General features: G+C 63.7%; 24 protein-coding genes. 6 read left to right on the top strand and 18 right to left on the bottom strand.

The window, feature by feature from the left end; translation table 11 throughout:
- The first annotated feature begins 2 nt into the window (after window positions 1–2).
- From ACP2YP_RS09750 to ACP2YP_RS09740, 3 genes are all read left to right on the top strand, one after another.
- A complete protein-coding gene (locus ACP2YP_RS09750; protein WP_426412230.1) occupies window positions 3–506 on the top strand; it encodes a DUF1993 domain-containing protein in 504 nt (167 codons plus the stop codon).
- Between the two features lie 180 nt (window positions 507–686).
- Window positions 687–1,787: an alkene reductase gene (locus tag ACP2YP_RS09745; protein WP_426423918.1), complete on the top strand. Its 1,101-nt coding sequence runs from the start codon at window positions 687–689 to the stop codon at window positions 1,785–1,787.
- A 132-nt stretch (window positions 1,788–1,919) separates the two neighbouring features.
- Window positions 1,920–2,726 (top strand): tetratricopeptide repeat protein, encoded by an 807-nt coding sequence (locus ACP2YP_RS09740; RefSeq protein ID WP_426423917.1) that lies wholly within the window; start codon window positions 1,920–1,922, stop codon window positions 2,724–2,726.
- Here the strand turns inward: ACP2YP_RS09740 and ACP2YP_RS09735 are convergent.
- The 8 genes from ACP2YP_RS09735 to glpD form a co-directional block, all read right to left on the bottom strand.
- Window positions 2,715–3,425, bottom strand: a complete 711-nt coding sequence (locus ACP2YP_RS09735) for a hypothetical protein (protein ID WP_426423916.1) — start codon at window positions 3,423–3,425, stop codon at window positions 2,715–2,717. The two genes, ACP2YP_RS09740 and ACP2YP_RS09735, sit on opposite strands and share 12 nt — an antisense overlap.
- Before the next feature lie 167 nt (window positions 3,426–3,592).
- Window positions 3,593–5,374, bottom strand: coding sequence for an ABC transporter substrate-binding protein (locus ACP2YP_RS09730; RefSeq protein WP_426423915.1), 1,782 nt, complete (start codon window positions 5,372–5,374; stop codon window positions 3,593–3,595).
- Window positions 5,375–5,451: 77 nt separating this feature from the next.
- A complete protein-coding gene (locus ACP2YP_RS09725) occupies window positions 5,452–5,778 on the bottom strand; it encodes a DUF2160 domain-containing protein (RefSeq protein ID WP_426423914.1) in 327 nt (108 codons plus the stop codon).
- An 11-nt stretch (window positions 5,779–5,789) separates the two neighbouring features.
- Window positions 5,790–6,596, bottom strand: coding sequence for a carbohydrate ABC transporter permease (locus ACP2YP_RS09720; RefSeq protein ID WP_426423913.1), 807 nt, complete (start codon window positions 6,594–6,596; stop codon window positions 5,790–5,792).
- Window positions 6,596–7,498, bottom strand: coding sequence for a carbohydrate ABC transporter permease (locus ACP2YP_RS09715; protein WP_426423912.1), 903 nt, complete (start codon window positions 7,496–7,498; stop codon window positions 6,596–6,598). The genes ACP2YP_RS09720 and ACP2YP_RS09715 overlap by 1 nt, the downstream gene beginning before the upstream one ends.
- Window positions 7,498–8,583, bottom strand: coding sequence for an ABC transporter ATP-binding protein (locus tag ACP2YP_RS09710; protein WP_426423911.1), 1,086 nt, complete (start codon window positions 8,581–8,583; stop codon window positions 7,498–7,500). The genes ACP2YP_RS09715 and ACP2YP_RS09710 overlap by 1 nt, the downstream gene beginning before the upstream one ends.
- A gap of 12 nt (window positions 8,584–8,595) precedes the next feature.
- On the bottom strand, window positions 8,596–9,735 hold the full coding sequence (locus ACP2YP_RS09705; protein ID WP_426423910.1) for an ABC transporter ATP-binding protein: 1,140 nt from the start codon (window positions 9,733–9,735) through the stop codon (window positions 8,596–8,598).
- A complete protein-coding gene (gene glpD / locus ACP2YP_RS09700) occupies window positions 9,732–11,282 on the bottom strand; it encodes a glycerol-3-phosphate dehydrogenase (protein WP_426423909.1) in 1,551 nt (516 codons plus the stop codon). Before glpD ends, ACP2YP_RS09705 begins: the two co-directional genes overlap by 4 nt.
- 284 nt (window positions 11,283–11,566) lie before the next feature.
- Here glpD and ACP2YP_RS09695 point away from each other — a divergent pair, with 284 nt between their 5' ends.
- Together ACP2YP_RS09695 and ACP2YP_RS09690 are read left to right on the top strand one after the other, a co-directional pair.
- On the top strand, window positions 11,567–11,818 hold the full coding sequence (locus ACP2YP_RS09695) for a type II toxin-antitoxin system Phd/YefM family antitoxin (RefSeq protein WP_426423908.1): 252 nt from the start codon (window positions 11,567–11,569) through the stop codon (window positions 11,816–11,818).
- Window positions 11,818–12,234, top strand: coding sequence for a type II toxin-antitoxin system VapC family toxin (locus ACP2YP_RS09690; protein ID WP_426423907.1), 417 nt, complete (start codon window positions 11,818–11,820; stop codon window positions 12,232–12,234). The genes ACP2YP_RS09695 and ACP2YP_RS09690 overlap by 1 nt, the downstream gene beginning before the upstream one ends.
- 4 nt (window positions 12,235–12,238) lie before the next feature.
- Here ACP2YP_RS09690 and ACP2YP_RS09685 read toward each other — a convergent pair whose 3' ends face one another.
- On the bottom strand, window positions 12,239–13,075 hold the full coding sequence (locus tag ACP2YP_RS09685) for a DeoR/GlpR family DNA-binding transcription regulator (protein WP_426423906.1): 837 nt from the start codon (window positions 13,073–13,075) through the stop codon (window positions 12,239–12,241).
- Window positions 13,076–13,180: 105 nt separating this feature from the next.
- The gene (locus ACP2YP_RS09680; RefSeq protein WP_426423905.1) at window positions 13,181–13,855 is read right to left on the bottom strand and encodes an HAD family hydrolase; all 675 of its coding nucleotides are present in this window, start codon (window positions 13,853–13,855) and stop codon (window positions 13,181–13,183) included.
- A 154-nt stretch (window positions 13,856–14,009) separates the two neighbouring features.
- Here ACP2YP_RS09680 and ACP2YP_RS09675 point away from each other — a divergent pair, with 154 nt between their 5' ends.
- Window positions 14,010–14,462 carry a nuclear transport factor 2 family protein gene (locus ACP2YP_RS09675; RefSeq protein ID WP_426423904.1) on the top strand — a complete coding sequence of 151 codons (453 nt, stop codon included), beginning with the start codon at window positions 14,010–14,012 and terminating at the stop codon, window positions 14,460–14,462.
- A gap of 122 nt (window positions 14,463–14,584) precedes the next feature.
- Here ACP2YP_RS09675 and ACP2YP_RS09670 read toward each other — a convergent pair whose 3' ends face one another.
- The 8 genes from ACP2YP_RS09670 to ACP2YP_RS09635 all read right to left on the bottom strand — a co-directional run bounded on the left by ACP2YP_RS09670 (window position 14,585) and on the right by ACP2YP_RS09635 (window position 25,920).
- A complete protein-coding gene (locus tag ACP2YP_RS09670; RefSeq protein WP_426423903.1) occupies window positions 14,585–14,776 on the bottom strand; it encodes a hypothetical protein in 192 nt (63 codons plus the stop codon).
- 222 nt (window positions 14,777–14,998) lie between these two features.
- A complete protein-coding gene (locus tag ACP2YP_RS09665; protein WP_426423902.1) occupies window positions 14,999–15,409 on the bottom strand; it encodes an acyl-CoA thioesterase in 411 nt (136 codons plus the stop codon).
- A 22-nt stretch (window positions 15,410–15,431) separates the two neighbouring features.
- Complete coding sequence (locus tag ACP2YP_RS09660; RefSeq protein WP_426423901.1) at window positions 15,432–17,528, bottom strand: 3-hydroxyacyl-CoA dehydrogenase NAD-binding domain-containing protein; 2,097 nt, start codon at window positions 17,526–17,528, stop codon at window positions 15,432–15,434.
- A gap of 2 nt (window positions 17,529–17,530) precedes the next feature.
- Window positions 17,531–18,814: an acetyl-CoA C-acetyltransferase gene (locus ACP2YP_RS09655; protein ID WP_426423900.1), complete on the bottom strand. Its 1,284-nt coding sequence runs from the start codon at window positions 18,812–18,814 to the stop codon at window positions 17,531–17,533.
- Entirely contained in the window at window positions 18,814–21,081 is a 2,268-nt protein-coding gene (locus ACP2YP_RS09650) for an acyl-CoA dehydrogenase (protein WP_426423899.1), read from the bottom strand. The genes ACP2YP_RS09655 and ACP2YP_RS09650 overlap by 1 nt, the downstream gene beginning before the upstream one ends.
- 272 nt (window positions 21,082–21,353) lie before the next feature.
- Complete coding sequence (locus ACP2YP_RS09645) at window positions 21,354–21,977, bottom strand: flavin reductase family protein (RefSeq protein ID WP_334535825.1); 624 nt, start codon at window positions 21,975–21,977, stop codon at window positions 21,354–21,356.
- 172 nt (window positions 21,978–22,149) lie between these two features.
- Complete coding sequence (locus ACP2YP_RS09640; RefSeq protein ID WP_426423898.1) at window positions 22,150–22,749, bottom strand: TetR/AcrR family transcriptional regulator; 600 nt, start codon at window positions 22,747–22,749, stop codon at window positions 22,150–22,152.
- Window positions 22,750–22,782: 33 nt separating this feature from the next.
- Window positions 22,783–25,920, bottom strand: a complete 3,138-nt coding sequence (locus ACP2YP_RS09635; protein ID WP_426423897.1) for an efflux RND transporter permease subunit — start codon at window positions 25,918–25,920, stop codon at window positions 22,783–22,785.
- Between the last annotated feature and the right edge of the window lie 188 nt (window positions 25,921–26,108).

Below are 26,108 nucleotides of genomic sequence, written 5' to 3'. Positions count from 1 at the left end.
ACATGTCCTTCCACGACGCCGTCGTCCCCGCTTATCTGCAGATGCTGAACAGCCTCACCGGCCTGCTCACCAAGGCTGAGGCGCACTGCGCGGCCAAAAAGATTGACCCGAGCGTCATGCTCGGCTCGCGCCTCTTCCCGGACATGCTGCCGCTGTCGAAGCAGATCCAGCTCGCCAGCGATTTCGCCGCCAAGGGCTGCGCCCGGCTGACCCATAGCGAGGTGCCTTCGATGCCCGACACGGAAAAGACGTTTGAGGAGCTGAAGCAGCGGCTCGCCAAGACGATCGACTACGTGAAATCGTACAAGCCGGAGCAGTTCGAAGGCGCCGACACCAAGGACGTGACCTTCCCGGCGGGCCCGGACCGGACCATGACACTCAAGGGCCAGCAGTTCTTCAGCGGGGTCTCGCTGCCGAACTTCTATTTCCACGCCACCACCGCTCACGGCATTATGCGTCATAACGGCGTCGAGATCGGCAAGCGCGACTTCCTCGGCGCGAACTGACGTTGTCGGATCGCACAGCCGCGGCAGCAGAAATCCGCTGCCGTGGCCTCCGATTGCACATGAATTATGCTGCGCGGGGCCTGCCGCGCAGCTCGCCTGCACTTTCCGTATGGCTCGTCCCTTGCGCTGATTGTCGCAATGCACAAGTGTTCCAGACCTTTAACCCCTGGAAGCATCCCAATGAGCCGTCTGACCAAATTGTTTGAGACCTACAAGCTCGGCCCGATTACGCTGGCCAACCGTTTCGTGATGGCGCCGCTGACGCGCAACCGCGCGGCGCCGGGCACTTTCGTGCCGAGCCCCCTCGCTACCGACTATTACGGCCAGCGCGCTTCCGCAGGCCTGCTGATCACCGAAGCAAGCCAGGTCTCGCAGCAGGGCCAGGGCTACCAGGACACTCCCGGCATCTATTCGAAGGACCAGGTCGCAGGCTGGCGCAAGGTCACCGACAAGGTACATGAGCGCGGCGGCAAGATCTTCATCCAGCTCTGGCATGTCGGCCGCATCTCGCATGTCGACCTCCAGGCCAATGGCGCAGCCCCGGTGGCGCCGAGCGCGATCCGCGCCAAGGGCAAGACTTTCGTCAACGGCGGCTTCGCCGACGTCTCCGAGCCGCGCGCGCTCGCGCTCTCCGAGATTCCAGGCATCATCGACGACTTCAAGCGCGCCGCCAGGAATGCGCTGGAGGCCGGCTTCGACGGCGTCGAGATCCATGGCGCCAACGGCTATCTGCTCGAGCAGTTCGCCAAGGACGGCACCAACAAGCGGACCGATGCTTACGGCGGCGGAATCGAGAACCGCGCGCGACTGATGCTGGAAGTCTCCAAGGCCGTCGCCGCCGAGGCTGGCGCCGACCGCACCGGTATCCGCATCTCGCCGGTGACACCCGCCAACGACATCTCGGATTCGGACCCGCAGGTCCTGTACGACCATATCGTCGACGGCCTCAGTGCGCTCAAGCTCGTCTATCTCCACGTCGTCGAGGGCGCCACAGGCGGGCCGCGCGACGTCGCCCCGTTCGACTATGCCGGCCTGCGCAAGCGCTTCTCAGGCGCCTATGTCGCCAATAACGGCTACGACTTCGAACTCGCCACCAAGGTGCTGGACGCGAATGCGGCCGACCTGATCGCCTTCGGCAAGCCGTTCATCTCCAATCCCGATCTGGTCGAGCGGCTGAAGACGGGCGCGACGCTGAACGATTGGGACAAGAACACGTTCTACGGCGGCGGCGCGAAGGGGTATACGGACTACCCGGCGCTCGCGGCCGAGCCGGCGGAGTAAGGGATCATCCATCCTTCGAAGCGCGCCCACGCGCCAAAGAAAAAGGCCGGGATCGTTCCCGGCCTTTCGTTGTTGGACGTGTACAAGCCCCGCCATATTGCTGTGTTCCAGCATCCTTGCTCTAATGCGGCGATGGACGACACCCAGACACTCGTTCGCCGCGCGACTGCGGCGGTCAATGCGGGCAAGCCGGATGAGGCGCAACGTCTGTGCGAACAGGGCCTCACACGTGATCCCGGCGATCCCGTACTGCATCATCTGCTGGCCGCCGTATTGTTCTCCAGGGGTGTCATCGCCCCGGCTCATGCGCATATCGACGTGAGTCTTGCCAAGCGGCCGAACAACGCGCCGGCCCGGCTGTTGGCCGCCCGCATCGCGCGCAGCCAAGGTCAAATCGACGCTGCGCTCGTACATCTCGATGCCGCGATCGCCACCAGCCCGCAGCGCGAGATGTTCATCGAGAAGGCACGAACGCTCGATATGGCTGGGCTGCGAGATCAGGCACGCGGAGCCTGGCAGGCGATCCTCAAGGTCATCCCTGGTCATCAGGAAGCAACGGCGCGGCTTGGCCGGCTGGCGTGGGAGGACGGCGACCCCGCCACCGCCGCAAAACTGCTCGCGCAAGCGACCGCGACCGACGCGCCGTCGTCCGTGTGGTTCAACCTTGGCCTCGCGCGACAAGATCTGCATGACCACGCCAGCGCTGCAATCGCCTACCGCAAGGCGTTCGAACTCAAGCCCGACCATGCCGAGGCCGCACTCAATCTCGGCATCGCCTTGCAGGAGGGTGGAGACGTCGATGCTGCCATGCGCGCCTTTGGTCAGGCCTATCGCCTGCGTCCGCAGCTGTTCGGCTCTATCGCGATGGCGCTGACCTCGGCCTCACACGGCCGTCTATGGCTCGACGAGGACGGACTGCGGCGTGCTCTAGCGCGTTAGCCGCCCACGCTTCGCGCGAAACTGCTTGCGGTAGACATTGGGCGCAGCCAGCACGTCGGCGACGACCTTCGCGTAGGATTGCCGGTGCGCCTCGTCAAAGGGCTCGAACATCAGCTCGGGCGCTTGTCGCGGAACGGCAAAGCACTGCGCAATCGGCGTGCCCTTTTGCAGGATCCCGGAGAAATCGGGCTTGATCCAAACGGCTGGAAAATTGATGCCGCCGTCGTGGAAGCGATCGGCGTCAACCAGGCCCGAAACGAGGCGAAACGGCAGGTCATCGCGGTTGACGGGATGCGTCGCGAACAGCGACCAGCCGGGCTCGAGCTCGATGGTCCAGAAACTGTTGAACTTGATCGCACAGCGTCCATTCGCGAAAGGTGCCGCAGCAAATTGCGCGGCCGGATGGAAGCTGAGCGGCGCGCGTGGATGTCCAGCCGTCTCCGGCTCGGGAATGTCCCAATCCCACGAAAAGGCACCGGCCTCGATCCTGATATCGCATGACAGGGGAATCATGACTCCGTAGGCCATTGCATCGACGAAGGGCGGACATTGCTTGACCGTGCGGATGTCGCGGCCATGGATGTCAGAATGCGCCGTCGCAGGCATTGCCCGCAGCCAATCGGGCAAGGCGCTGCGCGCCGGAAACGGTCGCACCAGATGATCGGCCAGCTTTGGATCGCAACGGAAAATCATGCGCATGGCGAAGTCTCGCTTCTTGATCCGAGCCACTCAGGACCGGATTTGGCCAATTCAGATCACCACCGCTGATAAGGCAATAGGCCAATAAGACAAAAGGCCGGGATCGCTCCCGGCCTCCTGCTTTCATGCATGGCCGGGACGAACCCGACCATCGCGATGCCTGCGAATTACTTCGCTTCGGCGCGCTTCGGCGGCGAGGCCGGCCACGACTTGATCAGCGTGTCGTAGTCGACGGTCTCACCCTTCGGCTTCTCGTTCGCCAGCTTGCGCTGCGGAGCGATGTTGCCGTCCTTGGCCGACTTTGCGAACCAGTACTCAGCCGTTTCCTTCTTGTTGAGCTTCGGTCCGCAGGCGCCTTGCACGCCGGACTTCTCCAGACGCTCCATCACCGAATCCTGGGCAGCGGCGAGCGCATCCATCGCGGCCTGCGGCGTCTTCGCACCGGACGATGCATCGCCGATGTTCTGCCACCACAATTGCGCGAGCTTCGGATAGTCAGGCACGTTGTTGCCGGTCGGGGTCCACTGCACGCGCGCGGGCGAGCGGTAGAACTCGATCAGGCCGCCGAGCTTCGGCGCACGCTCCGTGAACGACTTGTCCCAGATGTCGGATTCACGGATGAAGGTGAGACCGACATGGCTCTTCTTCAGGCTCACCGTCTTGGAGACGATGAACTGCAGATAGAGCCAGGCAGCCTTGCGGCGATCGGCCGGGGTCGACTTGAGCAAAGTCGCCGATCCCACGTCCTGGTAGCCGAGCTTCATGCCTTCCTTCCAGTACGAACCGTGCGGCGACGGGGCCATACGCCACTTCGGCGTACCGTCCGCATTCATCACCGGCAGGCCGGGCTTCACCATGTCGGCGGTGAAGGCGGTGTACCAGAAGACCTGCTGGGCAATATTGCCCTGGGACGGCACCGGGCCCGATTCGGAGAAGGTCATGCCCTGCGCCTGCGGCGGAGCATATTTCTTCATCCAGTCGAGATACTTGGTGATCGAGTAGACCGCCGCCGGGCCGTTGACGTCACCGCCACGCTCGACGCTCGAGCCGACCGGGCGGCAGCCTTCCATACGGATGCCCCACTCGTCGACCGGAAGGCCGTTCGGAATGCCCTTGTCACCATTGCCGGCCATCGACAGCCAGGCGTCGGTGAAACGCCATCCGAGCGAAGGATCCTTCTTGCCGTAATCCATGTGGCCATAGATCCGGGTACCGTTGATCTCCTTGATGTCGTTGGTGAAGAAATCAGCGATATCTTCGTAAGCCGACCAGTTCACGGGAACGCCGAGGTCGTAGCCATACTTGGCCTTGAACTTGGCCTTGTAGTCGGGGTTGGTGAACCAGTCGTAACGGAACCAATAAAGGTTCGCGAACTGCTGGTCGGGCAGCTGATAGAGGTGACCGTTCGGCGCCGTCGTGAACGACTTGCCGATGAAGTCGTTGACGTCGAGCATCGGGTCGGTGACGTCCTTGCCGTCCTTCGCCATCCAGTCGGTCAGGTCGACTGCCTGGCCGTAGCGGAAGTGCGTTCCGATGAAGTCGGAGTCGTTGATCCAGCCGTCATAGACGTTCTTGCCGGACTGCATCTGGGTCTGGATCTTTTCGACGACGTCACCTTCCTGGATGATGTCGTGCTTGACCTTGATGCCGGTGATTTCCTCGAACGCCTTGGCAAGCGTGCGGGATTCGTATTCGTGCGTGGTCAGCGTTTCGGAGACGACGTTGATCTCCATGCCCTTGAAGGGTTCAGCGGCCTTCATGAACCACTGCATTTCCTTCATCGCATCGTCTTTCGACAGGGTCGACGGCTGGAATTCGCTGTCGATCCACTTCTTGGCGGCGGCTTCGTCCGCGCGCGCCGGCGCGGCGATCGTCATCGAAGCCGCGATCAGCGCCACCGCGCTGGTCATGGTCAGAAGACTATCCTTGGTCGTTCGCAAGTGTCGCATAAAATGTTTCCTCCGGTTGCAGCGACAAACTAAATCCAGGCCCGGGTAGACCCCGGATCTGCTCTTTCTCGCCTGCCTCAGACGGTGCGAAAGATCACCGCGCCTGAGACAAGCGAAATCACGGTTGCGAGCCACAGGCTCGTTATTTCAAATCCTTCTCCGATCGGAAGCGTCGCGATCGGATCAGTGCCGACGAGGCCAATCCACACCAGGTGAATGACGGCAGCCATGATCAGCGAAATGAACAGGCGGTCGCCGCGCGTGGTCGGGATGCGCAGAAGCCCGACACGCTCAGCTTCGGGATAGGTGGCGGCGAGCCAGGTCATCACGGCCAGAGTGCAGGCCAGCGCCGCAAAGAAGATTGCGGTCGGCGGCGTCCAGGCCATCCATGCAATGGACTCCATTATCGCCTCCCTTACACCCGGCCGAGCGCGAAGCCGCGCGCGATGTAGTTGCGGACAAACCAGATCACGAGCGCGCCCGGAATGATCGTGAGCACGCCAGCTGCCGCCAAAAGCCCCCAATCCATGCCGGCCGCCGACACCGTTCGCGTCATGACCGCCGCGATCGGCTTGGCGTTGACCGAGGTCAGCGTGCGCGCCAGCAACAGTTCGACCCAGGAGAACATGAAGCAAAAGAATGCCGCGACGCCGATGCCGCTCGCGATCAAGGGCACCAGGATCCTGATGAAGAAGCGAGGGAAGGAATAGCCATCGAGGAAGGCAGTCTCGTCGATCTCGCGCGGCACGCCGGAGACGAAGCCCTCGAGGATCCACACCGCCAGCGGCACATTGAAGATGCAGTGCGCGAGCGCGACCGCCCAGGGCGTATCGAACAATTCGATCGCCGAATAGAGGTTGAAGAACGGCAGCGCATAGACCGCCGCCGGCGCCATCCGGTTCGACAGCAGCCAGAAGAACAGATGCTTGTCGCCGAGGAAGCGATAGCGCGAAAACGCATAGGCCGCCGGCAACGCCACGGAAATCGAGATAATGGTATTGATAACCACGTATTCCAGCGAATTGATATAGCCGGAATACCAACTCTCGTCGGTGAAGATGCGCTTGTAGTGCTGCAGCGTCGGCGCATGCGGCCACAAGGTCATCGTCGAGACGATCTCGGCGTTGGTCTTGAAGCTCATGTTGACGAGCCAGTAGATCGGCAACAGCAGGAAGATCAGGAACAGCCCCATGATGAGGCGGCGGCCGGGGATCGAGTGCATCACGCCGCTCCTTCCTGAGGTTTCCGTTCGCTACCGGCATTGGTCATGACGGTGTAGAAGATCCAGCAGACGATCAGGATGATCAGATTGTAGACCAGCGAGAGCGCGGCGGCCTTGCCGAGGTCGAACTGGCCGAGCGCGATCTTGACCAGCTCGATCGACACGAAGGTGGTCGAGTTGCCAGGTCCGCCGCCGGTGACGACGAACGGCTCGGTGTAGATCATGAAGCTGTCCATGAAGCGCAGCAGCACGGCGATCAGTAGCACGCGATTCATTTTCGGCAACTGGATCGCCTTGAACACAGCCCAGCGCGAGGCACCGTCGATCTGCGCAGCCTGGTAATAGGCCTCGGGGATCGACTTCAGGCCGGCATAGCAGAGCAGCGCGACGAGGCTGGTCCAATGCCAGACGTCCATCACGATGACGGTGACCCAGGCGTCGATGGCGTTGGACACGTAATTGTAGTCGATGCCCATCGCATTGAGCGTATAGCCGAGCAGGCCGATGTCGGGCCGACCAAAGATCTGCCAGATCGTGCCGACCACGTTCCACGGAATCAGCAGCGGCAGCGCGAGGGTGACGAGGCAGGCCGCGACGGTCCAGCCCTGACGCGGCATCGACAACGCGACGACGATGCCAAGCGGCACCTCGATCGCGAGGATCACCAGCGAGAAGAACAGATTGCGGCCGAGCGAGGCCAGGAAGCGGCCGCCGAGATCGGTCGAGGGATCGAGCAATTCCTTGAACCAGCCGACGCCATTCCAGAAGAACTGGTTGTTGCCGAAGGTGTCCTGCATCGAATAGTTCACCACCGTCATCAACGGCAGCACCGCCGAGAAGGCGACGACCAGGAACACCGGCAGCACCAGGAACCAGGCTTTTTGGTTGATGGTCTTGTCCATCAGGCAGCTCCTTCCACCAGAAGGCTGTCGGCATAGACGTGGATGTGCGCCGGATCGAATTTCAGCCCGGCGGTACCATCCGAGCCGGTGAAGCCCGCAGGCGCCCGTGCCGCGAGTTTGGCGTCGCCGAGACGCGTGCGCGCGAAGCGGATGCGGCCGAGATCGTCGATGCGCTCGATCTTGGCGGTGAGCAGGCCCGGTGTGGGCGCGACGACCTCGACGAATTCCGGACGCACGCCGATCTCGATCTTGGCGCCTGCCGGCAGATTGTCGTAAGCGCGGTTGAGCGCGATGACGTGGCCGTCGATCCGCGCCTCGCGTCCCTTCACTTCGGCGGCCAAGATGTTCATGCCGGGCGAGCCGATGAAATAGCCGACGAAGGTGTGGGCGGGCTTGTCGAACAGCTCGGCCGGCGTTCCGCTCTGCACCACGCGGCCGTCATGCATGACGACGACTGTGTCGGCGAAGGTCAGCGCCTCGGTCTGGTCGTGGGTGACGTAGATCATCGTGAGGTCGAGCTCGCGATGCAGCGCCTTCAGCTTGGAGCGGAGCTGCCATTTCAGCTCGGGATCGATTACCGTCAGCGGCTCGTCGAACAGCACGGCGGCAACATCGGAGCGGACGAGGCCGCGGCCGAGCGAGATTTTCTGCTTGGCGTCAGCGGTGAGCCGCGTCGCCTTGCGATTCAGATAGGGCTCAAGATCGAGCAGACGGCCGATCTCGGCGACGCGCTTGTCGATCTCGGCCTTCGGCACGCCGCGGTTCTTCAGCGGAAACGCCAGGTTCTGCCCCACCGTCATGGTGTCGTAGATTACCGGAAACTGGAACACCTGGGCGATGTTGCGCTTCTGGGTCGACAGCGGTGTGATGTCCTGGCGGTCGAACAGGATTTTCCCCCGCGACGGCGCGATGATGCCGGAGATGACGTTGAGCAGCGTGGTCTTGCCGCAGCCGGACGGGCCAAGCAGCGCATAGGCGCCGCCCTGCCGCCAGGTCATGGTCACCGGCTTCAGCGCAAAGCTCTCCTCCGGCGCATCGTTGCCGCCGTAGGAGTGCGCGAGATCGACGAGGTCAATGCGGGCCATATCGCATCTCCCTCAAGCGCTTTTACTTGTTGACGCGTTTTCTTCGCGCGAACCGCTACGTACTTCGCTCGAAAACGCTATGGCAGGCGCCGCGACGAGGCGATCAGCCGCGTCGAAGACAAAGACGTCATTGGGGTCGAGCACGGCGTCGATGGTCTGACCGGGCTCGAACTCGTGCACACCGTGCAGCACTGCAACCCAGTTCGATCCGTCGCGGGTCAAATGCACGAAACTCTCCGAACCGGTGATCTCGGTCACCGTCACCGTGGCATGGAAGGCGTGACGATCAGTCTGGCCATTGGCGAGTGCGAGCTGATGCGCGCGAAAACCGACGCGATAGGCGCCATCGGCGAGTGAGGAATAGAGACCGGAAGCGGTCGCGGCGATGCCTCCCGCATATTGCACCGAGCCGTTCTTCTTCTCGATGCCGACGAGATTGAGCGGCGGATCGGAAAACACCTGCGCGACCCGCAGGGTCTGCGGCTGGCGATAGACGTTGGGTGTCCCGCCGATCTGGAGCGCCTGCCCTTCCCACATGCAGACCGTGTTGCCGCCGAGCAGCAGCGCCTCGGTCGGCTCAGTCGTGGCATAGACGAAGATCGCGCCCGACGCCTCGAAGATGCGCGGCAGCTCGGCGCGCAGCTCCTCGCGCAGCTTGTAGTCGAGATTGGCGAGCGGCTCGTCGAGCAGCACGAGATCGGCGCCCTTCACCAGCGCGCGCGCCATCGCGGTGCGCTGCTGCTGGCCGCCGGAGAGCTGGAGCGGCGTGCGCTTCAGGAACGGCTCGAGCCGGAGCAGGCGCGCGGCTTCCGCCACGCGCGCCTCGATCTCCTCGCGCGGCTTGCCCTGCACGCGCAAGGGCGAGGCAATGTTCTCATAGACCGTGAGCGAGGGGTAGTTGATGAACTGCTGATAGACCATGGCAACCGAACGCTGGCGCACGTCCACACCCGTGACGTCCTTGCCGTTGACCAGCACCTTGCCCGTGGTCGGCTTGTCGAGGCCGGCGAGCAACCGCATGATCGAGGTCTTGCCCGACAGCGTCGGCCCGAGCAGCACGTTGAGCGTGCCGCTTTCCAGCGTCAGCGAGATGTCGCGGATGTGTGGGACCCCGTCGACGGTCCGGGTCACGTGATCGAGTGTCACGCTCATGAGCGTCCTCCTGCTTCCAGCAGCGGACTTTGCGGCACGGCGTGGGTCCTGATCCAGTCGTCCAGAGCGGCAATTTCGTCGGCAGATAGTCGCAGACCGAGCTTGGAGCGGCGCCAGACGATATCCTCGGCGGTCACCGCCCATTCATTGGTCATCAGGTAGCGAACCTCGCGTTCGGTCAGAGTTGCGCCAAAGGCCTGGCCGAGATCGGGGGCCGATTTGGCGTCGCCGAGCAATTTGATGGCGCGGGTGCCATAGGCGCGGGCGAGACGTCGCGCATGCTCGTGGCTCAGGAAGGGATAGCCGCGCTGCAGCTCGCCGATCAGGCCGTCGACGGCCGACACGTCCATGTCGCCGCCCGGCAGCGGCCATTTGCCGGTCCAGCCCTCGCGCGCTTTCGCACTGCGAAGATAGGGCGCGAGCCGTTCCAGCGCCTCTTCGGCAAGGCGGCGATAGGTTGTGATCTTGCCACCATAGATCGACAGCAGCGGCACTCCGCCCGGCGTGTCGAGCTCGAACACATAGTCGCGGGTCGCGGCCTTGGCTTCGTTGGCGCCGTCGTCATAAAGCGGCCGCACGCCGGAATAGGTCCAGACCACGTCCTCTGATGTCACGGGCTTGGCGAGATATTCGCTTGCGGCGGCGCAGAGATATTGGATCTCCTCCACTGTGGCCTTCACCTTGGAGGGATCGCCGTCATAGTCGCGGTCGGTGGTGCCGATCAGCGTAAAATCGTCCTGATAGGGGATGACGAAGATGATGCGGCCGTCGGCATTCTGGAACATGTAGGCGCGGTCATGGTCGTAGAGCTTCTTGACCACGATGTGCGAGCCCTGCACCAGGCGCACCTTTGCTTTCGCGTTGACGCCGGCACCGCGGCCGAGCACGTCCTCGACCCAGGGACCGCCGGCGTTGACCAGCGCGCGAGCCTGGATCTGCGAGCGCGCGCCGGTCATCGTGTCGACCATGCTGACGGTCCAGACGCCATCGGACTGCTTGATATCCGTCGCACGGGTCCGGGTGCGAATCTCGGCGCCCTTGTCGGCAGCGTCCCGCGCATTGAGCACGACCAGGCGGGCGTCATCGACGAAGCAGTCGGAATATTCGAAGGCGCGGCGATAGCGATTCGGGATCAGCGGACGGCCGACCTCGTCGCGCCTGAGATCGACCGAGCGGGTCGCCGGCAGCAAATGACGACCGCCGATGTGATCGTAGAGGAACAGGCCAAGGCGCAGCAGCCAGGCCGGGCGCAGGCCCGCGTGGTGCGGCAAGACGAAGCGCAGGGGACGGATGATGTGGGGCGCGATGCCCCAGAGAATCTCGCGCTCGATCAGCGCCTCGCGGACCAGCCGGAACTCGTAATATTCGAGATAGCGCAGGCCGCCATGGACCAACTTGGTCGACCAGGACGACGTCCCGCTCGCCAGATCGTTCATTTCACACAGGAAAACGGTGTTGCCGCGGCCCACCGCGTCACGCGCGATACCGCAACCGTTTACACCGCCTCCAATGATGGCGAGGTCGAAAATACGCTCCAACAGACGCATCCCCCGGCGACCACTCGTTCCGTCGAGTGGTTACTTTCGTTTTTGATTAGATCACACCGAAAAACGAAAGCAAGACGAAAGAGAGGGGAAGGGAAGTGAAAATGGAACTTTTTCCCCACCAGAATGGTGCAGAAACAGGCAGAGAGATGGGCGGATTTAGAGGCAATCGGCGTGATTGAACGGCATGCGGATATGACCGAGCAATGAGCCCGTTCGCGGCCTTGAATGTAGAAACATGTCTACATATACTGCCTATGACACCGCCGCAACTGGGAGCGCCCACCATGGTGACCACCCTCACCAGCCGAGAATTCAATCAGGACACCAGCGGCGCGAAAAAAGCTGCATCGCAAGGACCCGTCTTCATTACGGATCGCGGCCGCCCGGCCCATGTGCTGCTGACGATCGAAGATTATCTGCGCCTGAGCGGCGAACACATGAGCCTTGCCGAAGCTCTGGCGCAAGCAAGCGCGGACTTTGATTTCGATCCGCCTCGCGTGCCCGGCGGGGTCTTCAGGCCCGCCGATCTCGATTGATGTTTCTACTGGATACCAATGTCATTTCCGAACTCAGGCGACCGGATAAAGCCGATCGCAATGTCGTCGCTTGGGCCAATGCAGCCCCCGCGGCGAATTTCTTCATGTCTGTCATCTCGATTCTCGAGATTGAACTTGGCGCGCGTCTGATCGAACGCAGGGACGCTGCGCAAGGCGCTCTCTTGCGCGCGTGGATCGGCGATCAAGTTCTGACTCGCTTCGAGGGGCGCATTCTAGCTATCGACACAGCCGTGGCACAGCGCTGTGCGCAACTTCACGTTCCCAATCCGCTGGCTGAACGCGACGCTCTCATCGCAGCGACGGCGCTTGTTCACGGATTGACGGTTGTCACGCGCAATGTCGGGGATTTCGAACCTACGGGCGTGCCGCTGCTCAACCCGTGGGACGCCGCCTGAGGCACTAGCGCAACCGCACCACCGGCGCGGCCTCCTGCGCTTCGGCCTGAGCATCATCGATCTCCCCCGCCCCCTTCGGCATCGCCGCCATCACCTCGATGCCCTTGCTGTGGCAGATGGTGGCGAGGCGCTCGGGCAGATCCTGATCGGTGACGAAGGTCTGGATCTGGCTGATATGGGCGATGCGGACCGGCGCGCTGCGGCGAAGTTTTGTGGAATCGGCCACCAGCATGACGCTGCGGGCGTTGGCGATGATGGCCTGCGCCACCTGCACCTCGCGATAGTCGAAGTCGAGCAGCGCGCCCTCCTCGTCGATCGCGGACGCACCGATGATGGCGTAGTCGACCTTGAACTGGCCGATCAGTTGCGTCGCGGTCGAACCGACCACGGCGCCGTCGGCGCGCCGCACCGTGCCGCCGGCCACCACCACCTCGATGCGGGGATGGCGGTAGAGCAGCATGGCGACATTGAGATTGTTGGTGATGACGAGGAGATCCTCATGCGAGGTCAGCGCGCTCGCGACTTCCTCCGTCGTCGTGCCGATGTTGATGAAGAGCGAGCAGCCGTTCGGGATCAGCGAGGCGGCGGCCGCGCCGATCGCCTTTTTCTCGTCGGCGGCGACGAAGCGGCGCGCTTCATAGGCGAGGTTCTCGACGCCGGAGGCGATGATCGCGCCGCCATGGACGCGGGTCAGCGAACGGCGCTCGCAGAGATCGTTGAGGTCCTTGCGGATCGTCTGCGCCGAGACTTCGAACCGGCGCGCCAGTTCCTCGACCATAACGCGGCCGGAGGCTCGGGCGATGTTGAGGATTTCAGCTTGGCGATGGGTCAATCCGGTCACGGCAATGGCCTCAAATCAGAGCGACACATGGTGCGGCGGTTCGCGCGCGCGGTCAATGCGCGCGCCGATCACGGTTAATCGATGAAACCCTGACCACGCCGTTTCTTACCAAGTCATGGCAGCAGCGAGCCGCGCGAGCAGCGCCGGATCGTCGAAGGCGCTCGCGGAGGCAACCGCGCCTGATCCAACAAGGTCAGCATCGCTGAGGCTGGTCCGGATGCCGATGGTCGGAATGCCGGCGGCGGTGGCCGACTGCACGCCGGAGCGGGAATCCTCGAAGGCGATCGAGGCAGCCGCGCTGGCGCCGACGAAGCGCAAGCCCTCCTGGTAGGGCAGCGGATGCGGCTTGCCGTGCGGCAGCTCGTCGCCGATCACGAGCGCCTTGAAGCGGTGCGTGATACCGAGGCCGGACAACAGCAGCTCGGCATTGAGTCGCGGCGCGTTGGTGACGGCGACCATGGGAATGCCGGCGTCGTCCGCGCGGTCGAGCAGCGCCATCAGGCCCGGCAGCGGTTCGATCTGTCCCGCGACCAGCGTGCGGAAGACTTCCTCCTTCTCGCCGAGAATCGCGGCGCGTCGCTCCAAAGTTTCATTGGGCAGAAATCGCTCACCGATCGACACGTTGGCGAAGCCTTGCAGCTCCCTGGAGAAGCGCGCGTGGTCGAAAACATGACCGTGAGGACCGAGCACCTGATTGAACGCCTTCAGGTGCAGCGGGTCGGTGTTGGCGAGCGTGCCATCGATATCGAACAGCAATGCCCTGCCGAGAGTCTCGATCATGTCCGTACCTTCCCGAATGCGCGACGCATCAATGCCGAAGACGTATCAATAGAGCCTCGCGCGCGCAATGACGCACGCGCATGACGACCACGCGCCACTCGACAAAGCCGCGCGCCGCTGCAACACTCCATACAAGATCAAAAAGGAGGAAACGATGACGATCAACCGACGCGATCTGGCTCTCTCGACTCTCGCCGTCTCCGCGCTTGCGCTCTCGACACCCGCGTTCGCCGCTTCGGCAGACGAAGAAGCCGTGGCGAAGCAGGTCGAGGCCTTCCGCCTCGCCCAGATCGCGGCCGATCCCAAGGCGCTCGGCGCGCTGTGCTGGGACGATCTCAGCTATAGCCATTCCAACGGCAAGGTCGAGGACAAGGCGACCTTCATCACCAACGCCACAGACGGCAAATCAAAATTCCTCTCGATCGAATACAAGGACCCGACCATCAAGGTCGTCGGCCCCGCCGCGATCGTGCGCTTCCACTGGGTCGCGGAACAGGAGATGGCGGCCGATGGGAAAAAAGTGCCGACCAACCTTCACATCCTGATGAACTGGCAGAAGCAGGGCGACGAGTGGAAGCTCTTGTCGCGTGCGGCGACGAAGTTGTGATCGACGACGTCATTCCGGGGCGCGCCGAATGGCGCGAACCCGGAATCTATTGGTCGGCAATTTCTGAAGCAAGATAGATTCCGGGCTCGCGCGACGCGCGCCCCGGAATGACCGGCAGGCTACTACGCAGCCTCCTTCACATCCCCGCTAACCAGCTTGCGCGCAGCGCGCTCGGCTTCGCGCGCGTTGCGGAAGAGCTGGCCTTCGAGGCGATTGAATTGGTGGGACGAGGCGAAGAAGCAGTAGCCTCCCTGACCGCGAACCACGATGCCCGCGGTCTCTGAATTCACTTCAATGATGTAGCTATCCGGCATGGCCCGTAGATTCCTCAGTGCGGGCAAATAACGACGACTCTGCCCAAAGGTTCCTGAGGACAAATCGGCCGTTTCCACCCCGAATCGACGCGCTATTGAGTACGCCGGGACCTCATCCATTTTATGACTGGTTGTTGGCAAAGCCGCGGCGCATTGACTCATCAGCGCCGCGTTTCGCGGTGCTGCAAGTTTTTGTGAGATGGGACAGAGCGCCGCGCGCGGTTACGTCGCGATCGGCGGATCGCCGCGCTGGATCGCCTGCGGATGGCCGTTATCGTCGATCGAGACATAGGTGAAATTGCCGTCGGTCACGAGGATCGGCTGCTGCTCGCGTCGTCGCAGCGCCCAGGCTTCGAGATGGACCGTGAGCGAGGTGCGCCCGACGCGCACCAAATTGGCATAGACCGAGACGAGGTCGCCGACATAGACGGCCTTGCGAAAATTCATCGCCTCGATCGCAACCGTGACAGTGCGTGACTTCGCGACTTTTGATGCGAACACGCCGCCGCCGACGTCCATCTGGCTGAGCAGCCAGCCACCGAAAATGTCGCCATTGGCGTTGGTGTCGGCGGGCATCGCCAGCGTGCGGATGCAGAGGTCGCCGCTCGGCTCGGTATTCCCCTGTTCGCTCATGCTTCTCTCGCGTGAAATCTGCTCACTTGAAATTGTCCCAGCCCGGATCTGGCGCGAAACGCCCACCGAATCGGTCGGCCAGCGCGCGCATGGTCGATACGACATTCTCCACGCCGCGTGCACGCGCGTAATTCAACGGCCCACCGCGGAACGGCGCGTAGCCGGTGCCGAAGATCATGGCGCCGTCGACCGCATCGGGATCGTCGACGATGCCTTCGCGCAGGCACGCGACGCAGACATTGGACATCGGCAGCACCAGGCGGTCGATCATCTGGTCGGTCACGCGCGGACCGGTCTCCGGCAATGGCGCCTTCTCCGCTTTGCCGTCCTTCCAGGTGTAAAACCCCTTGCCGGTCTTGCGGCCGAGCTCGCCCTTGGCGACTTTTTCGCGCAACCATGCGGGCGTGGGCGGCAGCAAGTCACCAAACCTGGTGCGCAGCATGTCGCCGACGTCGAGACAGATGTCGAGGCCGACCTGATCGGCCAGCTCGATCGGCCCCATCGGCATACCGAACTGCTCCGCGGCAGCATCGATCAGGCGCTGGTCGATCTTCTCGTCCAGCATCACCATCGCTTCCAGCATGTAGGGCGTCAGCGCGCGGTTGACGAGGAAGCCCGGCGAGCTCTTCACCGACAGCGGCAAACGGTCGATCGCGCCGACGAAAGCGAGCGCTTCCTTAAGCACCTCTGGCTCGTTGCCGTCATGGCTGACGATTTCGACCAGCTGCAGCCGCGACACCGGATTGAAGAAATGCAGGCCGACGAGCCGCTCCGGCCGCGACAAATTGGTGCGCAGATCCTGAAGCGGAATGCTCGACGTGTTGGTGGCGAGAATCGCGCCCGGCTTCATCTTGGGCTCGAGGCCGGCATAGACCTTCTGCTTGAGCTCGAGCTTTTCCGGCACCGCCTCGATGATCAGATCGGCGTTGCGGACGCCCTCGCCGTCCATATCGGGGATCAGGCGATCGAGCGCGTCGCGGACCTCGGTCGGCTTGCGGAAGATCTTGCCGTAAAGCTCGGCCGCGCGCTTGACCGCACCTGCAATCGGCTCGGCCTTCATGTCGGCCAGCGAGACTCTTAACCCCTGCCCTGCGCACCAGGCCGCGATATCGCCGCCCATGGCGCCGGCGCCGATGACATGGACGTGCTTGACCGTGTTGCCGGAGCCGGCCGCCTTCTTCATCTGCTCGCGCAAGAAGAACACGCGGATCAGATTTTGCGCGGTCGGAGTCACCATCAGCTTGGCGAAGGACGCCTGCTCCGCCCTCAACATCGCAGCTTTGCCGCCGCCATGCGTCTCCCAGAGATCGATCAGCGCGTACGGCGCGGGATAATGCTCGCGCGGCGCGGCCTTCGCCGCCTCCGAGCGCATGCGTTTGGCAAGCAGCCCGCGCACCGGGCCGAGATTGGCCGCACGGGTGAGCAGGCCGGGCTTGGCCCGCTTCAGGCGGCCGAACAGCACATCCTTCACGGCGTTGCGGACGTGGCGCTCCTGCGTCACGCTGTCGACGAGGCCGAGCGACTTGGCGCGACGCGCATCGATGGTGCGGCCGGTCAGCATCAAGGCCATCGACTGGGTCGGATTGACCAGCGCGGTGAAACGCGCGGTGCCGCCGAGGCCGGGATGCAGGCCCAGCATGACCTCCGGGAAGCCAAAGCGCGCGCCGTCGATGGCGATGCGCGACTGGCAGGCGAGCGCAACCTCGAGCCCGCCGCCGAGGCAAAAACCGTGTATGACCGCGACCGTCGGCAGCTTGAGCGCTTCAAGATGATCCACTACCGCATGCGCGGCGCGGATGCGGGTTTCCACCATCGCGGGATCGCTGGCGCCACGGAATTCGTTGACGTCGGCACCGGCGATGAAGCCGGACGGTTTTGCCGAGCGGATCACGAGGCCGGCGGGCCGCTCCGTCTCGATCGCGGCGAGAACGGCGTCGAACTCCTCCATCACATCGGAGGACAGCGTATTGGCGCTGGCATCGGCCCGGTCGAACAGCAGCCAGGCGACACCGTCGGCATCACGCGTCAGCTTGAAATGCTTGTACGGACCGTCTTCTGCTGGCTGGGGCCCGAGCGAGAGCACACGGTCGCCGAGCGCGGTCATGATCTTGGAATCCATGGTCACACCGCCTCGATCAGCATCGCGCCGCCGAGTCCGCCGCCGATGCATTCGGTGGCAATTCCGCGCCTTGTGCCCAGCCGCTTCATCGCATTGACGAGATGCAGCACGATGCGGTTGCCGGAGGTGCCGACGGGATGGCCGAGCGAGATCGCACCGCCGTCGACATTGAGTTTTTCACGGTCGATCTCGCCGGCCGCGCCATCGAGCCTGAGAATCTCGCGGCAGAACTTGTCGTCGTTCCAGGCGGCGAGACAGCCGAGCACTTGCGTGGCGAAGGCTTCGTTCAGCTCCCAGGTCTCGACGTCCTGGAGTGTGAGGTTGTTGCGGGTCAGCAGCGGCGTCGCCGACATGACGGGGCCGAGCCCCATGATAGCAGGATCGAGCGCGGCCCAGTTGCTGTCGACGATCGCAGCCTTCGGCGTCAGCTTGTGCTTTGCGACCGCCGCGTCTGAGGCGAGGATCACCCAGGAGGCGCCGTCGGTGATCTGCGAGGAATTGCCCGCGGTGACCTGGCCCCAGGGGCGTTCGAACACCGGCTGGAGTTTTGCCAGCGTCTCGGCCGTGGAGTCCGGACGCACGCCGTCATCATGGTCGAAGAATTTTCCGCCGCGGGAGAAGGCGGTCTCAACCTCGCCCTTCAGAAAGCCCTCGGCCTGCGCGTGCGCAAGGCGCCGATGGCTCTCGGCGGCGTAGGCGTCGGACTCGGCGCGCGTAATGCCGAAGAGATGGCCGACGACTTCGGCGGTCTGCCCCATGTTCAATTCGGTGATGGGATCGGTCAGCCCGCGCTCGAGGCCGATGATCGGCTTGAGATAGCGCGGTCGCAGCTTGAACGCGGCGGCGAGCTTCGCGGCCACGCCCCTTGCAGTGGCGAGACCGGCGAACCAGCGCACGCCAGAGTTCGGCCAGACCAGCGGCGCGTGGCTGAGCGCCTCGGTGCCGCCGGCCAGGATCATGTCGGCGTGGCCTTCGCGGATGTAGCGGTAGGCGGTGTCGATCGACTGCATGCCGGAGCCGCAATTGATCTGCACGGTAAAGGCAACCATGTCCTCGCCCATGCCGAGCCGGAGCGCGGCAACGCGGGCCGGGTTCATCTCGTCCGCGATCACGTTGACACAGCCGAGGATGACCTGGTCGAAATCGGTCGGCGAAAACGGCTGGCGCGCCAACAGCGGCCGGCCGCATTGCACGGCGAGATCGACTGGCGTGAACGGGCCCGGCCCCGAGCGCGCCTTCAGAAACGGCGTCCGGCTACCGTCGACGATGAAAACCGGTCGTGCCATCAGCTCGCCGCCCTCTGTTCACCGAGTTCCTGGAAGAACTGATGCACGTCGCCGGATTTCTTGTAAATCGGCGACAGCGCTTCCGGCGCAAAATCGTCGACCTCGATGACTTTTGTGACGGCTTCCTGAGCGGCCGCGAGCTGCTCACCTTCCGCCTGCGTGATCACGCCCTTGGTGACGGCGTCCTTCCAGTCGCGGATATGCGCGGCGCGCATGCGCTTGGCGATGGCGTCGGTCCCCGCGACCAGCTTGAACGCGCGTTCCAGCCGGGCGAAGCCGCTGTCGTCGTCGACATAAGCGAGATCCGGCGTGAGCCGATCGCGCGCGGCCGAGGGCTCCAGCACGAGGCTCGCGCATTGATGCACGACGCGGTCGGACGGGCCGAGCACGCGCGCGCCGAACGGCTGGACCACGAGCTTGAGGATCACGGCGACGAAGCGATTGGGCAGGTTGGCGAGGATTTCGGCGAACCGGTTCTCGATCGTCCTGAAGCCGGTCGCCATGCACCATTCCAGCGCGGCAAAATCTTCCTTCTGCCGGCCCTCGTCCTGCCAGCGCTTTAGTGCGGCGGAGAGCAAGTACAGCTCAGAGAGGATGTCGCCGAAGCGCGCCGACAGCATCTCCTTGCGCTTCAGCGCGCCGCCGAGTGTGAGCAGCGCCATGTCGGCGCAGAGTGCGAACGCCGCCGAGTAGCGCGAGAGCTGACGATAGAATGGCGTGGCGTCACCTGCATCGGGCGCAAGCGCAAAGGCGCCAAAGGTCCAGCTCCGGCCGAAGGCGCGGAGCAGGGTCTGAAAACTGTGGCCGATATGCTTCCAGAACGCCTTGTCGAACGCGGCGAGGCCCCGTTCACGGTCGGTGTCGGCGAGCGCATTCATCTCGTCGAGCAGATAGGGATGCGCGCGGATCGCGCCCTGCCCGAACACGATGAGATTGCGGGTGAGGATGTTGGCGCCCTCGACCGTGATGCCCACGGGCACAGCGCGGTGCAGATTGCCGAGATAGTTCTGCGGACCGTCGATCACGGCCTTGCCGCCATGGATGTCCATGGCGTCGTCAACCGCGATCCGCATCCGCTCGGTGGCGTGCAGCTTCATGATGCCGGAGATCACGGCGGGATGGACGCCGGCATTCAGCGCCGCGCAGGTGAGCCGCCTCGCCGCATCGAGTTGGTAGGCGGTCGCAACAATGCGCGCGAGCGGCTCCTCGACACCCTCGAATTTGGAGATCGAGATGCCGAACTGCTCGCGGATGCGGGCGTAGGCGCCGGTGGTGCGCGCGGCAAAGGCGGCGCCCGCGGCGGAGAGCGACGGCAGCGAGATGCCGCGGCCGGCAGCAAGCGCCGTCATCAACATCTTCCAGCCCTGCCCGAGCCGCTCTTGGCCGCCGATGACATAGTCGAGCGGAATGAAGACGTCGCGGCCCCAGTTTGGGCCATTCTGGAACACCTGCATCGACGGCAGATGGCGGTGGCCAATCTCGACGCCGGGCAGATTGGTCGGGATCAATGCCACGGTGATGCCGAGCTCCTCCTGATCGCCGACGAGGTGGTCGGGGTCATAGGCCTTGAAGGCGAGACCCAGCAGCGTCGCGACGGGGCCGAGCGTGATGTAGCGCTTGTGCCAGTTGAGCTTCAGGCCCAGCACCTCGCGGCCCTCGAAGGTGCCCTTGCAGATGATGCCGGTGTCGACCATCGAGGCGGCATCGGAGCCGGCCTCCGGGCTGGTGAGGCCGAAGCAGGGAATGTCGCGGCCATCTGCCAGGCGCGGCAGCCAGCGCTCCTGCTGCTCTTTCGTTCCGAAGCGCATCAGGAGCTCGCCGGGGCCGAGCGAGTTCGGCACCATCACGGTGACCGCGGCCGCGATCGAGCGGGTCGAGATTTTTCGCACCACTTCCGAGTGCGCATAGGGCGAGAAGCCGAGGCCGCCAAATTCCTTCGGGATGATCATGCCGAAGAATTTTTCGTGCTTGATGAAGGCCCATGCGTCCTGCGGCAGGTCGCGCCATTCCCAAAAGATCTTCCACTCGTCGAGCATGGCGCAGAGCTCGTCGACGGGACCGTTGAGGAAAGCCCGCTCCTCGTCCGTCAGCGTTGCCTGCGGAATCTTCAGCAGCTTGGACCAGTCGGGATTGCCTGTGAAGAGATCGGCGTCCCACCAGACGTCGCCGGCCTCCAGCGCCTCGCGCTCGGTGTCGGACATCGCCGGCAGCACGCCGCGCGCCCAGGAGAAAATCGGCTTGGTGATGGTGTCGCGGCGGAAGCTCATGGCGGACCTCATGCAACGGCGCGGTTATCGGTATTTTAGCGGAAACTGGCCGGCGGAAGTGAAGACTTCGCGGGCAAAATGAAAGGAATTGACGCGGCCGGGCGGCCCCGGGCCATAACGGTTGGGCGTGCTAGCAGTTCCGGGAGGGTGTCATTCCGGGACGCGCCGATTGGCGCGGGCCCGGAATCCATTCATCCAGCGCCCCGCGGCCCAATGGATTCCGGGCACGCGCTTCGTGCGCTCCGGAATGACGGCGTGGAGAGATTTGTGGCCTAATCCGGCCGGACCATCTCGAACATGTTTTCCGGCTTGATCTCGAAATAGTCGCCGCGGCGGCCGGCGCGCACGATCGGGCGGGCCGCGGCGGTCTGGTAGACGCCGTCCTTGATCATGGCCTTGTCGATGTGGACGGCGACGACCTCGCCGAGCGTCAGCCAGGCATCGGCCTCCTTGCCGTCGGCGCCCTTGAGGCGGACGATGTCGGAGACCTTGCATTCAAAGGCGACCGGACTCTCGCCGACGCGCGGCACGTTGACGAGCTTGCCCGGGACGGCGGTGAGGCCCGCGATCTCGAACTCATCGACCTCAGGCGCGACATGCGCGGCGGTCGCGTTCATGTGCTTGGCGAGATCCATCGTGGCGAGATTCCAGACGAATTCGCCGGTCTGCTGGATGTTCTCGACCGAGTCCTTCCAGTTGGTGGAGGAGAAACCGATGATCGGCGGCACGTAGCAGAAGGCGTTGAAAAAGCTGTAGGGCGCCAGATTGACGTGGCCCTTGCTGTCACGCGAGGAAATCCAGCCGATCGGCCGCGGCGCGATGATGGCGTTGAAGGGATCGTGCTTGAGGCCGTGGCCCTTGGAGGGCTCGTAAAAGTACAAGTCTTTGTCGGTCACGCGCTGCTTCCTTCTCGTCATTGCGAGCGCAGCGAAGCAATCCAGAATCCCTCCGCGGAGAAAATCTGGATTGCTTCGCTGCGCTCGCAATGACGGTGTTTGTGGATCCGTCCTTGCCCGCCATCGTTTGCCGGGCGGCATATCCGCTTATAAAAGGAAACCCGCCCGCCCGTCAGTGGCGCGGCGACAGACCCGCGATGACGAAATCGATCATCTGGTCGATGCTCGGGCCCGGCTTGGTGGCGCACTGGGCGATCATCTGGGGGTGGAAGAAGCGCATCATGGCGGTGCAGGCGCAGAGCGAGGCCAGTTGCAGGTCGGGCGCCTCGAACTCGCCGGAGGCGGCGCCTTGGGCGATCATCTGGCCGATGAACCCGGCAATGCACTCCATATGGGTGACACAGACGTCCCAGTCCTCCTGCATGGCGATCTCGACCATCTCATGCAGCTTGGAATCGCCGACATAGCGCTCGGTGTTCATCCGGTTGATGGTGGTGAGCAGCTCGCGGAAGCGCTCGAGCACCGGACCGGGCCTCGCCACGATCCGCTGCGCCTCGAGCTCGACCTCGCCCATCAACGCCCGTGCCACCGACTGATGGATCGCCTTCTTCGACTCGAAGAAGCGATAGACGTTGGCGGGGCTCATCCTGAGCTCTTTGGCGATGTCCCCGACCGTGGTCTTCTGATAGCCGATCTGGCGGAACAGCCGCTCGGCCACCTCGAGGATACGATCCCGGGTGTCGCCTTCGATATGTTCCGAAATAAGGGCCATCAATCAGGACTCGTTCGTCAGCAGTCTTCTCACTTATTCAGCCGCTTCAGCAAGCGGAATTGTGTGCTGGTCATCGCTGCCATGCTGCGGCGCAGCAGGCTGCTCGGGCGTACCGGCCTCATCGAGGCTCTTCCTGAACCACAGGGCATAGAGGCCCGGCAGGTACAGCAGCGTCAGGAAGGTCGCGACGAACAGACCGCCCATGATGGTGATCGCCATCGGGCCCCAGAACGCCGAGCGCGACAGGGGGATCATGGCGAGGATGGCGGCGAGCGCCGTCAGCACCACCGGACGGGCGCGCCGAACGGTCGCCTCCACGATCGCCTCGCGCCGGGGCAGGCCATGCGAGACGTCAGTCTCGATCTGATCGACCAGGATGACGGCGTTGCGCATGATCATGCCGGCGAGCGCGATCAGGCCGAGCAGCGCCACGAAACCAAACGGGGCATTGGCGACGTTGAGGCCGAGTGAGGCACCGACGATGCCAAGCGGCGCCGTCAGGAACACCAGGAACAGGCGCGAAAAGCTCTGCAGCTGGATCATCAGCAGCGTCAGCATCACCATGACCATCACCGGGAAGAGGATGAAGATCGAGGCGTTGCCCTTGGCGGATTCCTCGAACGCGCCACCCGGCTCGATGCGGTAGGCTGGCTCGAGATAGTCCTTGATGGCCTGCAGCTTCGGCGTGATCTGGTTGGTAACGTCGGGCGCCTGCACGCCGTCGACGACGTCGGAGCGCACGGTGATCGCCATGTCGCGGTTACGCCGCCACATGATCGGCTCCTCGTGGGCATATTCGATCTTGGCGATCTGCTGCAACGGCACGGCGACGCCGTTCTTCGACGTGATGGTGAGATCGCCGACGCCACCGAGATCGAGGCGCTCAGACGGGATCGCGCGCGCAACCACGCCGACCTTCTCGATGCCATCACGCACGGTCGTGACCTGCGCACCCGATATCAGCATGGACAGCGCCTGGGAGACGTCCTGCGGGGTGAGACCCATGGCGCGGGCGCGGTCCTGGTCGACGACGAGCTTGAGGTAGGGCGACTGCTCGTTCCAGTCGAGCTGGACGTCCTTGACGTTCTTGTTCTGCCGCATGACGTCGCGAACCTGGTAGGCGATCTCGCGCACCTTGTTGGCGTCGGGGCCGATCACGCGGAACTGCACGGGGAAGCCGACCGGCGGACCAAAATTGAAGCGATCGACGCGCACGCGCGCTTCGGTCAGCATGCCGTCGGCAACCGCGCCCTCGATCTTGGCCTTGACCCGTTCGCGCGCCTCGACGCCCTTGGCGACGATGACGATCTCGGCAAAGGCCTCGTTCGGCAGCTGCGGGTTGAGACCAAGCCAGAAGCGCGGCGAGCCCTGGCCGACATAAGACGTATAAGTTTCGATATCCTTGTCATCCTTGAGCAGCGTCTCGGCCTTCTTCACCGCCTTCTCGGTGACGTTGAAAGCGGTCCCCTCAGGCAGGCGCAGCTGGAGGAACAACTCGGGCCGTTCCGACAGCGGGAAGAACTGCTGCTGGACATGGCCGAAGCCGACGATGGACGCAATGAAGACGCCGACGGTCGCGGCCACCACGGTGATGCGGTGGTTGACGCACCATTGCACGACGGCGCGCAGGCCGCGGTACATGCGGGTCTCGTAGACCGCATGCGGGTCGTGGTTGTGGTGCACCTTGATGTTGGGCAGCAGCATGACGCCGATATAGGGCGTGAAGATCACCGCCACGAACCAGGAGGCAACCAGCGCGATCGCCACGATCCAGAAGATGCTGCCGGCATATTCGCCGACCGCGGAATTGGCAAAGCCGATGGGGAGGAAGCCAGCGGCCGTGACCAGCGTTCCCGTGAGCATCGGAAACGCAGTAGATTCCCAGGCAAACGACGCCGCGCGAAACCGGTCCCAGCCCTGCTCCATCTTCACCACCATCATCTCGACCGCGATGATGGCGTCATCGACCAGCAGGCCGAGCGCGATGATCAGCGCACCCAGCGTGATGCGATGCAGGTCGAGCGACATCGTGTTCATGACGATGAAGACGATGCCGAGCACCAGCGGCACGGAGAGCGCGACCACGATGCCGGTGCGCCAGCCCAGCGCCAGGAACGAGACGAACAGCACGATGACGAGCGCCTCCATGAAGGAGTGCACGAACTCGCCGACGGCGTGCTCGACCACCTTGGGCTGATCGGCGATCAGGTTGACGTCGACGCCCTGCGGCACCGCCTTCATGAATTCAGCCGTCGCCTTCTCGACCTCCTTGCCGAGGTCGAGGATGTTGGCACCCTTGGCGGTGACGACGCCGATACCGATCGCAGGCTTGCCTTCCTGGCGCACGACGAAGCTCGGCGGATCGACATAACCATGGGTAACGGTGGCGATATCGCCGAGGCGGAACACGCGGCCGTTACTCTCGACCGGGGTCTCGGCCACTGCCTTGGCGCCGTCGAGCGCACCGGTGACGCGCAGCGGCACGCGCTGCGACGAGGTCTCGACCGTACCGGCCGGCGTCACGTTGTTCTGCTTGGCGAGCGAATCGAACAGCGCCTGCGGCGTGATGCCGAGCGTGGCGAGTTTGGCGTGGCTGAACTCGACGAAGATGCGTTCGTCCTGATTGCCGTAGACGTCGACCTTGGTCACGCCGGGCACCTTGAGCAGGCGCTGACGGAAACCTTCCGAAACCTTCTTGAGCTGGGCGTAGTCGGCGCCGTCGCCGGTCATCATGTAGAGGATGGCGTCGACGTCAGAGAATTCGTCGTTGACGACCGGGCCCAGGATCCCTGCGGGCAGCTGGCCCTGCACGTCGACCAGCTTCTTGCGCAAGAGATAGAAAAGGAACGGGACGTCCTTCGGCGGCGTGGAGTCGCGGAAGGTCACCTGGAGCGCGGTGAAGCCGGGCTTGGAATAGGTCTGCACCTTCTCGAAGTAAGGCAGCTCCTGGATCTTCTTCTCGATGGGATCCGCGACCTGGGTCTGCATCTCCTGCGCGGTCGCACCCGGCCACATCACGGAGACGTTGACCACCTTCACCGTGAAGAACGGATCCTCGGCGCGGCCGAGCTTCTGATAGGAGAAGAAGCCGGCGACGCCGAGCACAAGCATCAGGAACAGGACCAGCGTCGGATGGCTGACGGCCCAGGCCGAAAGGTTAAAGCGCTTCATCGCACTCTCCGGAAAAAACGATCCAATTGCCAAAAACGACAGCCGCTCTGTTCAAGGCGTCGTCGCGAGGCAGCGAAGCAATCCAGGGGGCTGGGCAGGTTCTGGATCGCTTCGCCGCTTCAGCCCTTGCATTTGCGCTGGGGCCGAAACTCACCTCACACGACGTAACTCTCTATTCTCTGAGCATG

Origin of the sequence: Bradyrhizobium genosp. A (assembly GCF_049949275.1) — a bacterium.
In the GTDB taxonomy this organism is placed as follows: Bacteria; Pseudomonadota; Alphaproteobacteria; order Rhizobiales; family Xanthobacteraceae; genus Bradyrhizobium.
This window is presented reverse-complemented; position numbering and strand designations above follow the sequence as displayed.

Coding starts and splice junctions, on each gene's coding strand:
- ACP2YP_RS09750 (WP_426412230.1), top strand. CDS start 3: ATGTCCTTCCACGACGCCGTCGTCCCCGCTTATCTGCAGATGCTGAAC.
- ACP2YP_RS09745 (WP_426423918.1), top strand. CDS start 687: ATGAGCCGTCTGACCAAATTGTTTGAGACCTACAAGCTCGGCCCGATT.
- ACP2YP_RS09740 (WP_426423917.1), top strand. CDS start 1,920: ATGGACGACACCCAGACACTCGTTCGCCGCGCGACTGCGGCGGTCAAT.
- ACP2YP_RS09735 (WP_426423916.1), bottom strand. CDS start 3,425: ATGCGCATGATTTTCCGTTGCGATCCAAAGCTGGCCGATCATCTGGTG.
- ACP2YP_RS09730 (WP_426423915.1), bottom strand. CDS start 5,374: ATGCGACACTTGCGAACGACCAAGGATAGTCTTCTGACCATGACCAGC.
- ACP2YP_RS09725 (WP_426423914.1), bottom strand. CDS start 5,778: ATGGAGTCCATTGCATGGATGGCCTGGACGCCGCCGACCGCAATCTTC.
- ACP2YP_RS09720 (WP_426423913.1), bottom strand. CDS start 6,596: ATGCACTCGATCCCCGGCCGCCGCCTCATCATGGGGCTGTTCCTGATC.
- ACP2YP_RS09715 (WP_426423912.1), bottom strand. CDS start 7,498: ATGGACAAGACCATCAACCAAAAAGCCTGGTTCCTGGTGCTGCCGGTG.
- ACP2YP_RS09710 (WP_426423911.1), bottom strand. CDS start 8,583: ATGGCCCGCATTGACCTCGTCGATCTCGCGCACTCCTACGGCGGCAAC.
- ACP2YP_RS09705 (WP_426423910.1), bottom strand. CDS start 9,735: ATGAGCGTGACACTCGATCACGTGACCCGGACCGTCGACGGGGTCCCA.
- glpD (WP_426423909.1), bottom strand. CDS start 11,282: ATGCGTCTGTTGGAGCGTATTTTCGACCTCGCCATCATTGGAGGCGGT.
- ACP2YP_RS09695 (WP_426423908.1), top strand. CDS start 11,567: ATGGTGACCACCCTCACCAGCCGAGAATTCAATCAGGACACCAGCGGC.
- ACP2YP_RS09690 (WP_426423907.1), top strand. CDS start 11,818: ATGTTTCTACTGGATACCAATGTCATTTCCGAACTCAGGCGACCGGAT.
- ACP2YP_RS09680 (WP_426423905.1), bottom strand. CDS start 13,855: ATGATCGAGACTCTCGGCAGGGCATTGCTGTTCGATATCGATGGCACG.
- ACP2YP_RS09675 (WP_426423904.1), top strand. CDS start 14,010: ATGACGATCAACCGACGCGATCTGGCTCTCTCGACTCTCGCCGTCTCC.
- ACP2YP_RS09670 (WP_426423903.1), bottom strand. CDS start 14,776: ATGCCGGATAGCTACATCATTGAAGTGAATTCAGAGACCGCGGGCATC.
- ACP2YP_RS09665 (WP_426423902.1), bottom strand. CDS start 15,409: ATGAGCGAACAGGGGAATACCGAGCCGAGCGGCGACCTCTGCATCCGC.
- ACP2YP_RS09660 (WP_426423901.1), bottom strand. CDS start 17,528: ATGGATTCCAAGATCATGACCGCGCTCGGCGACCGTGTGCTCTCGCTC.
- ACP2YP_RS09655 (WP_426423900.1), bottom strand. CDS start 18,814: ATGGCACGACCGGTTTTCATCGTCGACGGTAGCCGGACGCCGTTTCTG.
- ACP2YP_RS09650 (WP_426423899.1), bottom strand. CDS start 21,081: ATGAGCTTCCGCCGCGACACCATCACCAAGCCGATTTTCTCCTGGGCG.
- ACP2YP_RS09640 (WP_426423898.1), bottom strand. CDS start 22,749: ATGGCCCTTATTTCGGAACATATCGAAGGCGACACCCGGGATCGTATC.
- ACP2YP_RS09635 (WP_426423897.1), bottom strand. CDS start 25,920: ATGAAGCGCTTTAACCTTTCGGCCTGGGCCGTCAGCCATCCGACGCTG.